Source organism: Vibrio owensii (assembly GCF_002021755.1).
GTDB lineage: Bacteria > Pseudomonadota > Gammaproteobacteria > Enterobacterales > Vibrionaceae > Vibrio > Vibrio owensii.
Map to the genome: position 1 here is coordinate 837,803 of NZ_CP019960.1, position 12,597 is coordinate 850,399.

The following is a 12,597-nucleotide window of genomic DNA, read 5'->3' on the forward strand; positions in this document are numbered from 1 at the left end:
GCAGGTCTTTGTGCAGTACCTAAATAATTAATATAAGACTAAGGACTTAATTATGTATCTAAGAAAGAGCAGTGCTACGCAGACAAACTCCATTGGTTATCGCACGTTAGGGTTAACAATGCTTTGTTCTGGTTTATTGTTGAATCCGATCTCCCAAGCCATGGCAGCGGAATTCAGCACCGATGCGGTTGCACAATCAGAAAGCGAATACTGGAGCACTTACAAGTTAGACATCAAAAACACTGGCTCAGACAGCGCAGACATGCGTAAGGCGGTGATTGAGTTCGTACTGCCTGTCGCAATTAACGACATTGGTTGGGCATCAAATCACCTTTCATACCCATCATGGGAGATCGCTCATACAACACAAGCTGACGGCGTGTTGAACGCTGTAACACTCAAATTCCCAGCAGGATCTTGGGTAGACAGTGAGTTGGCATCTGGTGAGTCGGCGGCGTTAACCATCTCTTTTGGCGGCGAACTAGAGGATCTCAATGCGTTTGAAGATTCCGTGGTGGTGAAAGTCGATGGTGAAGTTGTTCCTCCACCAGAGTTCTCATTGGATATCTTAGCGCCGGCACAAAACTCTGTGGTTTACACTGGCTCGAATGTAGACATCATCACGAGCGTAGAGGGTGAAGGTGCAAGCAAGCTAGAGTTCTGGGTCAACAATACCAAGCTGGCAGAACAGCCTGTAGTTGAAGGAACGACCGAGTATCAACAAGCTTGGCTACCAGCGGAAATTGGCGCCGCTTCAATTGCTGTCATGGCGTTCAACGAGAGTGGCGAAAAGCTGACTGATCAATCGGTACAAGTCACGGTGGAATCAGAATCTACCGCGCCGAACCCTCCTGTGATTGAGTTTATCTCACCAGATGCTGGCTCTTCTCACCAAAAAGGTGACACGATTTCGATCTCAACCAATGTCACCGATGCGGATGATGACTTAGCGACGGTGAAATTCTTTGCTAACGATGCTGAAGTATGCCAATTAGACGCGAAAACGACACAAGATTTTTCTTGTGATTGGACTGCACAAACAGCGGGTTCAGCAACGCTTCGCGCAGAAGCCCAAGATGACGAACAACATGTTACTCGCCAGAGCCTAACCATTACTGTGACAGACACGGGCACCAGTTGTGGCGATGTTCCTCAATACGAAGATGGCGTGCCATACAAGGTGGGTGATGAAGTTACCAATATCGGCAACATCTATTCATGTACCGTAGCTGGTTGGTGTGGAAACCCAGTTTGGACACCGGGGACAGGCCACCCAGATTATCCAGATGCGTGGAAAGACGCGTGGGACGAAGTAGGGCAATGTGATCCTAACCCAGTTCCAGTGGTGGATGTTCAATCTCCTCAAGATGGACAAAAAATTGCACCAAACCAAGCGTTCGATGTGATTGTCGATGCGACTGACGATACTGAAGTTGCTCGCGTTGACGTTCAGTTGAATGGTCAAGTGGTGGCAACATCAAGCACTCCATCACAAGGCGATACCTACACCATTACAGTTCCTGCACAAGACGAAGGCCAATACACGCTAACCGTCGTCGCTTACGATGACCAAGGCGCAAGTGCAGAAGCCGCACCAATTTCTCTGGCGATCACCGATAAAGACTTGGTGGTTTCGCTGTCTTCTCCTGTTGATGGTTCGAGCTACTTTGAAGGTCGTGCGATTTCAATCAAAGCAGACGCGAAGAGCTACGAAGGTGATATTACTTCAGTAAGCTTTATTGCAAATGGTAATGAGCTATTCAAAGACACTGAAGTGCCATACGAATACGAATGGCTAGGTGCACAGAAGGGCGCTTACGCGATCACAGCCAAAGCAGTAAACACAGCAAGCCAAGAACAAACTTCGGCAACGTCTAACATTACGGTGAAAGAAAGCACTGGCGGCGGTGGTTTAGTCGATAACCCGGATCGCTCGATCAGTTACCTAACATCTTGGGGTTTGAATGACTACGAGCAGTTGTTCAACTCAGAGGGTGACGGTTACCTATTGTCATTTGGTAAGTGGGACGCGAGCGGTAACATTACGATCTCTGATGGCATGCTAACACCACCTGATTACAATCCGGATTGGATGCCAACGCAGTACCTAGCTTGGTCAACACTTAAGCATGACAATGAAAACGTGACTATGATGGTGGCGTTCGGTGGTCAAACTTACGAAAGCATTTGGTCAGCGATCAGCACACCACAAAGCCGTGAAGCGGTCGCAACTGGATTGGTTGATTTAGTACATACGCCATTCCCTGTGTACAAAAAGAATCTGACACCAGAAGAGATGGAAGGTGAATGTCTTGCATCAAAACCTGATGGCAGCTGTGATTACAGTAAGTACCAGCTAGCAGGCTACGTGCACATTGACGGTCTAGATTTTGACTTCGAGAAAGCCGCTCGAATCACAGACAAAGAGAACCAAGATCTGACTGCTCTGATCAAACTGATCCGTGAGAAAGTAGGCAATACGAAAGTGCTGTCTCTGACGACTTACCACGTAGGTGCAGACCCAGTTGAATGTATGGATGCGAGTGTGTTCGAAAATTGTTCTTACATTGAACCATCAGGCCGTTCATCTCACCACGGTGAAGTGATCGATTTGCTGAAAGCAACCAAGAACGACTTCGATTTCTTCAACGTAATGACGTATGACGCAGGTCGAAACTTCCTCTACGACGTCGCGATGGCGAACTATGCTGAATATATTGGAGACAAGTCGAAGATTGTTTTAGGTAACACGATCAACAGCCAATGGGCGCCAGGTGGCAACTTTGTTGAAACGCGTCAAAACAACCTAGACCGTGCTAAGTGGCAGAAAGATAACGGTTACGGTGGTTTCTTTATGTGGACGTTAGGTTCAAACAACCAAGGTTTGAGCATGGCAGAACAAGTTGACTACTTTAACGACATGATCAGTGTAAGCAAGTAGTACTCACCTCATCTTGTAATCTACTTGAACGACGGAAGGCTCTCATGCCTTCCGTTATTTCTTCAATCTTCATCATGGGAACGCTTCTCGCTCGCCGTATTCCCATGCAAATTCCAATTGAAATTCAGTGGTGACAATATGTCAAAACTAGATTCTGGTCAGCACCAGAAAGCGATTCCGCACGCCCAAAATAAGGCATTCAAACCTAAAAATGACTCACCCCAACGCAATACGTCACAACACTATGACGCGTTCAGTAAATGGTTACATTGGATAATGGCGGTGATCATCATCTACGCCACGATTGCTGGTTATGGCATGTTGTTTGTGATGGATATGCCGCAACTGTTTCATGTGTTGTCGACGCTCAACATGTCATTCGCGACCATTGCGGCGGTATTGCTCATCGTACGTTGGGGTTGGTCATTCTTTCGAAAGACACCAGAGCTACCAAGCACGATACCTAGCACGCAGAAAAGCATCGCTAAATTGGCCCATGGCACCATCTATCTTATGATGTTTGTTGTCTTTGTTAGTGGCTTTTTGATGCTTAAGCACGAGTACCCATTCTTTTGGCTGTTTACCATTCCAAACCCAATTTCTAATGCCGAAGTGAATGAGTTTTTCTTTATGGTCCATCGCGTTGGTTGTGCCACATTAGCGACGCTGGTGGCGTTGCACGTCGCGGCGGCATTGAAACACCACTTCGTGAGTAAGAATGATGTGTTAAGAAGCATGGCGCTGACTACGTCGAAGCAAAATTGATAGCAGGGAAACCGGCGCTTTAAAGCACATTGAACAAAGCGCGTAAACCAAAAAGAAAAAAGGCTTGGTGAGCCTCCAAGCCTTTGTTTCGCGTTATCAAGCCGTTTTGGGCTAAATAACTACTTTTTAAAGGTGAGACTTAGAGTGAGTGGAACTCGGTCTGAAATCTTAATACCACCAACCGTTGCTGCTAGGTTTGTTAAGTTTTCAGTTGGGATACCAAAATCCGAAGCGCCAATAATGACGGGCGCACTTGAGCTAACCATCACAGTATCGCCAGCATTGAGTACCACAACAGGGAATTCTACCGACTTGGTCTTACCAAACAGCGTCACTTCAGCAGGTACTTTAAGCTTGTGAGAGCCTTCGCCTAGTGCTGACCAATCGACTTTTCCGACAACTTTCACAGGGGCATGTTTTGCCGATTCGAAGAAGATTTCGTTGAGTCGCGTATTACGGATTGGAATGCCTGTTTCAATGCTGTTTAGGTCGACAGACACATCAAATTGTCCTTCGCTGTTAAGTGTGCCTTTGAGGGCATCGATGGTCGCGGGTTCAACAACAAACTGATTTTTGATGGTAGCAAAGCTGACTGAGGAGAATTTTGAATCTAGCGTGTAATTATCAGCAGCGAACGATGCACCTGAAAATAGCGCAAGCGCGATGCTTAGGGTGGATAAAGTCTTTCTCATTATTATTAACCTTATATACGTTGAACAACGGTTCTACTTGATAGTAGTTCGGATTTATAAAAGTTAATAAGGAATTAAATCGATTGATTTCGATGATTTTTTCGATGTGATTGTGCGCTCAATAATGATGATTTGATATCAATGTAACTGATGCCATTTACGCTTTTTATGTCAAAAATGTGCTAATTAGCAATAACTTATTAAGCAGGTGCGAATGTGTGAAACCATTTCTAATTGATGATTCGCGACTTGCTTAAGTTGTCGTTACACTGTTTGCACATTTTATAATTCGTTAGGTTGGTTGGCTTATGTATACCGTTGGGATTGTGTTGTTTGATGATTTCACAGACGTAGACTTTTTCTTGATGTATGACCTGTTAGGCAGGACGCAAGACAGTTGGACAGTGAAAGTGCTAGGGACCAAACCAGAGCATGTTTCTCACCTGGGTATGACGGTAAAAACGGACGGTCATATCTCTGAAGTTGCAACGCAAGACGTTGTGCTTATCGCGAGTGGCAAGAAAGGCATACCAGCAGCGCTTCAAGATGGCGAGTTCATGTCCGCGATGAAGCTCAACCCAGAAAAGCAGCTAATTGGCTCTATCTGCGCGGGTTCTTTTATCTTGCATGAATTGGGCTTGCTTGACGGTAAAAAGCTCACAACCAACCCCGATGCTAAAGCGGTATTAAAGAGCATGGGAGGAGACGTTCAAGATGTTCCTTTGGTTGTTGAGGGAAATATTGCAACGGCGGGAGGGTGTTTATCATTGATGTACCTCATTGGTTGGTTAGCGGAGCGCCTGTTTGATTCTGATAAGCGACGCGAAATTCAAAACCAGTTGATACCAGCAGGGCAGTTGGAGATATTCGAGTCTCTTATCGCGAACACAATCATGGACGCCGAAGAGCTTAACCAAGTGACTTGCTCAGCGGAATAAGCAATAGCTCTGATTTTCCCTTTGTGACTGAACACAAACTTGTTCACTAAACCGTTGAATGTACGGGGAAGTGTACTAGGTTTTATATGAGTACTTGTGTTATGAAACCGCGGCTTTTTAAGCCATCGGTCTTTGACTGAGTACGGATAAATACTGTGTTGGGTCTATTCACGCGTCATCGATTATCGGATTACCGATGAATAAGAATATGGCGCGAAACCAAAGGGAAAAACAGTTGAGCAATCCAAATGAAAACTTAGAGAAAGTATTGGCTAAGGCGTTTACCACGTCTTTGATACGATTCTCAGTCACGACGCTTATCGTTATTGTCTGTTGGTGGGCGTTTTTACCATTTCTTCCTATCTTACTTTGGGCGCTGGTGCTTGCCATTGCGCTCTATCCAGTCAAACTCGTCATTGAAAGAAAGCTTGGGTTAAGCTCGGCGCGTGCTGCCACATTAATTGCCATCATTGGGGTTTTGATTCTCGGCACGCCAACGGCCATGGTGGGCAATTCCTTTGCTTCGAAAACACTCGGTGCATTTGAATCGTATCGAGATGGCACTTTAGTCATCGCCAAGCCTGCAGATAGCGTCAAAACGTGGCCTCTAGTCGGTGAAAAAGTTCATGCCGTTTGGTTTGAGGCTGCAGACGATCTGCCAACGTTTGTCGAAAAGCGTCAGCCTCAAATCAAAGGCTTCTTTAGTTGGTTCGTTGACAGTGCAACGGGAGCGGCGAAGAGCGTGTTTATGCTGATAGGCGCGATTATTATCGCCGGTATTATGCTCGCTTGGGCTCAACCTGCTGCAAGGTCGATACGTAAGATCTTCATTAGCTTCACCGATGAGGTGAGGGGGCCAGATTTACATCAACTCACCACTGCCACCATCAGACAAGTTGCCGTGGGAATCATCGGTATTGCGTTCTTAACGGCAATGGCATTCGGCGGAGTTGTTGCATTATCCGGTGTGCCTGCCGCTGCTTTGTTTACACTCATTGCGTTGATCTTTGCGATTGTGCAATTGCCAGTGACCATTATTGCGTTGGTTGCTGTCGGTATTCTATGGGCAGGAGATAGCGGCACGGTTCATAACGTCATCTTTACTGTGTTATTGATTGCAGCGAGTCTGATAGACAACTTCTTGAAGCCACTGATTCTCGGACGCGGGTTAGAAGTTCCTATGCCCATTGTCTTGATTGGTGCGGTCGGCGGCATGATGTCGGGCGGTATTCTTGGCATGTTCATTGGTGCTGCGTTCTTAGCGGCGGGTTACCAAGTGTTTATGAAGTGGGTAGACACAGAAACCCAGGACGTTGCTGATGTGATCGAAAGTGAACAGGCACAAGAAGTTACTCAAGAAACCGAGCAAAAAGGAAAGGACTCGAACGACTAACGTTTTATTCAGTTATTACTGAAGATAAACCAAAAGACGGCTCACATGGCCGTCTTTTTTGTGTTTGTTATTCAGCTATCAACAGGCTTTTAATGCAATCTATTCTCTGTACGGTATTCAGAAGGGGTTAAACCGACTTTGTTTTTGAATAGGCGAGAGAAGTACTGTGGATACTCAAAGCCAAGCGTGTAGGCAATGGTCGCAACAGAATCCTCGGTAGAGAGGAGCAGATCTTTCGACTTATCGATCAAGGTTTTGTGAATCCAATCTTTGGTCGTTTTGCCCGTTTCTGCTTTGAGTGCATCGCTCAAGTATCGGCTGGTCATATTCATGCTCGAAGCTAATTCTTCCACTTCAGGGATACTAGAAGACTCATCAAGAATTGCTTGCATTCTGCTGTCCAACAGCTGTGAAAAGCGTTCGTATACTGAGCTTTCAGACTCTTTACGCATTAAGAACTGACGATGATAGTAGCGATTGGCGTACATCAGTAATGTGCCGAGTTGCGACAAAATCAGCTCTTTAGTGAAAGCATCCAAGTTATTGCGATACTCCGCTTCAATAGCGTCAAAAATCGCCGCCATTTGCTTTTCTTCTTTTGGCGAAAGGTGCAACGCTTCGTTCACAGAATACTTAAAGAAATGGTACTTCTTAAGCTGTTCTTGCAGTTCGTGGCCGCGAATATAATCCTCATGGAAACAGATGCTTCGAGCCACAGAGTCGACTTTAATGCCAATGCCAGCAATCTCTTGCTCGGGTGCAATAAAGATCATGGTGCCATTGGAGCAATCGTATTTGGTTCGACCGTAAAGCAACTCGCCAGAAGTGATGTGTTTCAGTGAGATAGAGTAAAAATCGCTTGAGATAGCAAAACCGTTGTCGCATCGCAGACCATCATCGTGGTCTTTAGAATCCATTTTGATGACATCAATTAACGGATGCTCAGGAGGGCGGATTCCAAACCACTCGTTTTGTTCTGCGATGGACTGAAAATGATACTTCTTCATACGATTACCTAAAATGACAGTGGCAGATAACCAAGCTGCCACTGTTGCCATGAATTAACTTGTTGGTTTATTTCGCGATACAGCCTTATGCGCTTTGGTTATTGAAGAACTCAGCAATCTTGTTCGCAGCAACCGTTACATATTCTTCAACATCGTATAAGTCTACATGACTCGCGCCAGGCACGATAAACAGTTCTTTTGGCGATGTGACCTTCTCAAAGAATAGCTCAGTTGCGATTGCGGTATCTGCTCGTTCGCCCACAACACCCAAGAATGGTTGAGCCATGTGTTCAGCGTAGCGTTCACCGATATTCAGTACTGCCGACTCATAAATGTTCGATAACACTTGGTTAGAGAATCTAGGGTAGGTCTCAGTGCCTGCGCGAGCGGTACCGTAGAACTCATAACCTTCAAGTGCTGCTTCTGAAGCTTGAGGGTTGTTCCATTTGTAATCAGGATCGTCGTATCCAAACAAGTCGAATGTTTCCGAACTTTGCTCATTGTACATGCGTTGGCGAGCGTCATTTGCCGCGCCGATCATGCCTCGGTAAGCGGCTTTATCACCGAAGAACATGGCATCGGTTGCTAACATTGCGCTGATAGAAGCAAAAGCTTTTACTCGCAAGTCTGTGATAAGCACGCTACTCATAATGTTGCCGCCGCCACAGATACCAATACCGTACAACTTGTCTTTGTCTACATAAGGTAAAGAGCAAAGGAAAGAAATCGCGTTGCGTAGATCTTCATGTTTACGGAAGCTGTTTTCATCGTTACGGAAACCCTCGCTGTAGCTGTCCGATTCACCCTTGCTGTTGTAATCAAAGGCAAGATAAACGAAGCCCAGTTTTGCAAAGATAGGTCCGTATACCGCGGCGGTCTGTTCTTTGATTTGGTGCGCTGGTGGGGTAACTACGATGGTTTTGTATTGTTTCGATTCATCAAAACCTTGGGGTAGGTACATGTCGCCAGCCAAAGTTAGACCCAAGCTCTTAAATTCAACCTTTTGTACTGTCATCACGTTATCTCTCTTGTGTTTGTTGATGTGACTATCGTACTCCGTGGTGATTTTTAGTCAGTGCACAAAACACCGCAATGTGTATACAAAACCCCGAGGGACAACCAAACAAAAGTGGCGTGTTGTGAATGCGTGTTAAAGCGTTTGAAGTTGAAAATTCGAGCTGTTAACGAGAGTTGAATGGTTTGCAAAAGGCAGCGGGGAAGCCGCCTTTGATATTCATACCTGTTGAAATGGCGTAGCGCTGTATGTTTCTAGTAATCCCCGCGTAAATTAACGAGTAGCATCGCTTCAATCGTGTCGACCATTTCATCGAATGAAACTGGCATCGCTTTCGCCGTCACAGAGTATCCCTCAACGAATGGGATAAGAATCGATACTGCTCGTGATTGCGAGGTTTGATCTTTTGCTAGCGGCGCGATTTTCTCTTTCATTACCACGACCATCGTTTGATAGTAATCGCTCAGGTAAGACTCAATACTCTTATTACGCGTAGAGATTGCCCAATACTCTCTGAAGATTCGACACATGTCAGAAAGCTCATGACCGTGTGAAAGCAGCATAGAGACAATTGGTCTCAATGCCTTTTCTTCTTCCATCACCGGTAACGCTCTTAAATCGTCTAAACATTGTTGGAAATAACGATCGGCCACGGCTTTGAGTAAGTCATCTTTCGTTTTGAAGTAATATTGAACGTTGCTTAAAGACATGTCTGCGACGCTTGCGACCTTGCGCATCGTTACACCGAAGTCACCTTCTGTTTTTAATAGCTCGATTGCTATATCAAGAATTCTTTCTACTTTTGCTGACTTTTTAGGCATTTACAACATCTCAGAGCGTTAGATTAAGGATCACGTTTGATCTTAATTTGAAAAAGAGTATTGACATATTAGGTCTGTTGACCTAATTTTTCAACCAGTAGGTCAGGTGACCTAATTTTAAAAGGAGATACCCATGATTCAAGTCCAACGTACACCAGATGCTCAATTCGAAAATTTAAAAGATTACCCATTCAAACCTCACTATGTAGAAGGTTTAAAAGGCTATGAGGGTATTCGAGGTCACTACTTGGATGAAGGAAACCCGAACTCAGATGAAGTTTTCCTTCTGCTTCATGGTGAGCCAACGTGGAGCTATCTATATCGCAAAATGATTCCAGTATTTGTTGATACGGGAGCACGCGTTATCGCACCGGATTTGCTGGGTTTTGGTAAGTCTGACAAACCAGTATCGGAAGACACCCATAACTTCGAGTTCCACCGTAACTATTTGCTTGGACTGATTGAGCACCTAGATCTAAATAACATTACGTTGGTCGTTCAAGATTGGGGTGGTTTGCTTGGCCTAACTTTGCCACAAGCGATGAAAGCACGTTTTAAGCGATTACTGATCATGAACACGGGTTTGTTGATGGGGCCAACCACTCAAGAAGCCTTCTTGGAATGGAAGAAAGACATCGTTGAACCAGAAGAGTTGGCGCTGGACCACTTCATGAAGAAGTACGCACCAACGTTAGATGATGAAGAGGCTCGTGCTTACGCTGCCCCATTCCCTGATGAATCTTTCAAAGCAGCTGTTCGTAAGATGCCGAAGATGGTCGCTAATCCAGACCAAGCGTGCATTGATATTTCTACAGCAGCGGTTCCTTTCTGGGGTAAGGAATGGGAAGGGGAAACCTTTATGGCTGTTGGTATGAAAGACAAAATGCTAGGTCCTGCCGTAATGGGGTACATGCAAACGGTTATAAAAGGTTGTCCTGCTCCTATGGAAGTGCCTGAAGCGGGGCATTTTGTTCAAGAGTTCGGCAAAGAAGTCGCTCAAGCGGCTGTTGAACATTTCAAGCTTTAAGCATCGTTTTTAAGAGAAATCACTCATGAAAATTCTAAATCTCGTGTTCCATCCAAATTTGGAAAGCTCCCGCAACAACCAAACATGGAAAACTCAGCTTGAGGAATCTGGCAAGATCACCACAAATCGCGATCTCTATGCGGAGTATCCGGATTTCCAAATCAACGTAGAGAAGGAACAAGCGTTATTGTTAGAGCATGACCGCGTTGTTCTGCAATTTCCTTTCTACTGGTATTCAATGCCACCACTGTTGAAAAAATGGTTAGATGATGTTCTAACCCACGATTTCGCATATGGCGCAAAAGGCGACAAGTTGAAAGGGAAAGACATGCAGCTTGTCGTATCGGTTGGTGGTCGTGAAAAGTTCTACTCAGGCTTTGATATTTTCACCACGGTACCTGATTTGCTGCGACCATTTCAGCTCACGGCAAACTTAATTCAAATGAACTATCTTCAGCCTGAATATATGTTTAATGCTGATGCGGCCAAACCGGAGGAGATTGAGGCTTTTGGCGTTCAACTGGTAGATAAAATTGATGATCCTAAGCGTTCAAACCCGAGACAGTATCTCTACGACAGCATGACGCAAGAGCTTGAAGATGTTTATGAAGATTTAGGTTTAGCATAAACAGCCAAGCTAGATAGCATTCTAATCTGAACGAGAGCGAATCAATCAGTTCGCTCTTTTTATTTATCGAAAAATTGTGTTTGTTTATTGAGCTGGATACGTTGTCAGCAGTACGGAATATGGAATAATACAAAGCGGCTGATTGATAAAGCACATCGGCGTGAGTTGTGAAGAACAAGAATAAACAAGGAATGAAACAATGGTAGATTTTACTGTCGGTAAGTGGATTTTTGAACCTAAAGTGAGTGAAGTGACACAGGACTTTGTTTCCATCACGACGGAGCCAGAAACCGATTTTTGGCAGCGTTCATACTACGGCTTTAGAAATGATAATGCGCCAGCACTGCAAATCGAATCGGAAGAGAATTTTACTTTTACCACAAAAGTGAGTTTTGATTATCAGGCGCAATTTGATCAGTGTGGTTTGATTATTTACCTCGACAGCGAAAACTGGTTTAAAGCCTCTATCGAATATGAAAACGAAGCTTTCTCACGTTTAGGCAGTGTCGTGACTAACTTGGGTTACTCTGATTGGGCAACTTCTGACATCCCGCTGCCAGAGGCAATCTGGTATCGCTTGAGTCGCCGTGGCCCAGATTTTCTGATTGAGTCTTCTTTTGATGGCGTGACATTTAAACAAATGCGAATCTTCCACCTACATAAGTTGGGTGAAACTACCCCAGAAATGGGCAAGTGCGACCCACCATTGCCGGCAAACAATGTTGTGAGTTTTGGTGTCTATGCTTGTAGTCCGCTTAAATCTTCATTTACCGCCACATTCACAGATATGCGTTTAGAGCCTTGTAAATGGCTAGCGCATGCGGTTTAAATCCAACTACACAACAAAGCAAAGTGAGGGATTATGAAGTTAACTGTGTACCTGTCGGGTGAGATCCATACCGACTGGCGTGAGCAAATCATCAAAGGCTGTGAGGCAAAAGACCTGAATGTGTCGTTTATTTCTGCCAACACGCACCATGAATCCAGTGATGCAGCGGGCGATGGTTTGGGCCCGGAAGACAATCCTTTTTGGCGCGATCATAAATCAGCGAAAGTAAATGCGATTCGAATTCAGACCGCCATTAAGTCTTGTGACCTTGCCGTGATTCGATTTGGTGACAAATACAAACAGTGGAATGCGGCGTTTGATGCCGGTTTCTGTGCCGCTTTAGGTAAGCCTTACATCACTTTGCATGACGAGAAGATTGTCCATGCACTTAAAGAAGTTGATGCTTCTGCTCAGGCATGGGCAACGACTCCAGAACAGATCGTCGAGTTAATCGCGTACACGGTAAACCCTTAATCACTCGAAGCTAACTCTATCTTGTCATAGATATAAGCTGACCTTTAGGGTTTTAAATGCCCTTAGA

The 12,597-nt window shown here is 45.0% G+C and carries 12 protein-coding genes; 8 read left to right on the forward strand and 4 right to left on the reverse strand.

Annotation, left to right across the window (positions count from 1 at the left end; genetic code table 11):
- Positions 1–52 precede the first annotated feature (52 nt).
- Both A9237_RS20285 and A9237_RS20290 read left to right on the forward strand, forming a co-directional pair.
- Positions 53–2,941 carry an Ig-like domain-containing protein gene (locus A9237_RS20285; protein ID WP_078609368.1) on the forward strand — a complete coding sequence of 963 codons (2,889 nt, stop codon included), beginning with the start codon at positions 53–55 and terminating at the stop codon, positions 2,939–2,941.
- A 138-nt stretch (positions 2,942–3,079) separates the two neighbouring features.
- The gene (locus A9237_RS20290; protein WP_078609370.1) at positions 3,080–3,706 is read left to right on the forward strand and encodes a cytochrome b; all 627 of its coding nucleotides are present in this window, start codon (positions 3,080–3,082) and stop codon (positions 3,704–3,706) included.
- A 119-nt stretch (positions 3,707–3,825) separates the two neighbouring features.
- On the opposite strand, the gene A9237_RS20295 is transcribed toward A9237_RS20290, so the two are convergent.
- Positions 3,826–4,398 (reverse strand): YceI family protein, encoded by a 573-nt coding sequence (locus A9237_RS20295; RefSeq protein ID WP_078609372.1) that lies wholly within the window; start codon positions 4,396–4,398, stop codon positions 3,826–3,828.
- Between the two features lie 308 nt (positions 4,399–4,706).
- Here A9237_RS20295 and A9237_RS20300 point away from each other — a divergent pair, with 308 nt between their 5' ends.
- Both A9237_RS20300 and A9237_RS20305 read left to right on the forward strand, forming a co-directional pair.
- Complete coding sequence (locus tag A9237_RS20300; RefSeq protein ID WP_078609374.1) at positions 4,707–5,336, forward strand: DJ-1/PfpI family protein; 630 nt, start codon at positions 4,707–4,709, stop codon at positions 5,334–5,336.
- 235 nt (positions 5,337–5,571) lie between these two features.
- Entirely contained in the window at positions 5,572–6,729 is a 1,158-nt protein-coding gene (locus A9237_RS20305) for an AI-2E family transporter (RefSeq protein WP_078610227.1), read from the forward strand.
- Between the two features lie 89 nt (positions 6,730–6,818).
- On the opposite strand, the gene A9237_RS20310 is transcribed toward A9237_RS20305, so the two are convergent.
- The 3 genes from A9237_RS20310 to A9237_RS20320 form a co-directional block, all read right to left on the reverse strand.
- Complete coding sequence (locus A9237_RS20310; protein ID WP_078610228.1) at positions 6,819–7,736, reverse strand: helix-turn-helix domain-containing protein; 918 nt, start codon at positions 7,734–7,736, stop codon at positions 6,819–6,821.
- 85 nt (positions 7,737–7,821) lie between these two features.
- The gene (locus tag A9237_RS20315) at positions 7,822–8,751 is read right to left on the reverse strand and encodes an alpha/beta hydrolase (protein ID WP_078609376.1); all 930 of its coding nucleotides are present in this window, start codon (positions 8,749–8,751) and stop codon (positions 7,822–7,824) included.
- Positions 8,752–9,005: 254 nt separating this feature from the next.
- Positions 9,006–9,572: a TetR/AcrR family transcriptional regulator gene (locus A9237_RS20320; RefSeq protein WP_078609378.1), complete on the reverse strand. Its 567-nt coding sequence runs from the start codon at positions 9,570–9,572 to the stop codon at positions 9,006–9,008.
- Between the two features lie 133 nt (positions 9,573–9,705).
- Between A9237_RS20320 and A9237_RS20325 the strand changes: the two genes are divergently transcribed.
- The 4 genes from A9237_RS20325 (at position 9,706) to A9237_RS20340 (ending at position 12,530) form a co-directional block, all read left to right on the forward strand.
- Complete coding sequence (locus tag A9237_RS20325; RefSeq protein WP_078609380.1) at positions 9,706–10,599, forward strand: haloalkane dehalogenase; 894 nt, start codon at positions 9,706–9,708, stop codon at positions 10,597–10,599.
- Positions 10,600–10,624: 25 nt separating this feature from the next.
- Positions 10,625–11,227, forward strand: a complete 603-nt coding sequence (locus A9237_RS20330; protein WP_078609382.1) for an NAD(P)H-dependent oxidoreductase — start codon at positions 10,625–10,627, stop codon at positions 11,225–11,227.
- 199 nt (positions 11,228–11,426) lie between these two features.
- On the forward strand, positions 11,427–12,056 hold the full coding sequence (locus tag A9237_RS20335; protein ID WP_078609384.1) for a DUF1349 domain-containing protein: 630 nt from the start codon (positions 11,427–11,429) through the stop codon (positions 12,054–12,056).
- 33 nt (positions 12,057–12,089) lie between these two features.
- Entirely contained in the window at positions 12,090–12,530 is a 441-nt protein-coding gene (locus tag A9237_RS20340) for a YtoQ family protein (protein WP_078609386.1), read from the forward strand.
- Positions 12,531–12,597 lie beyond the last annotated feature (67 nt).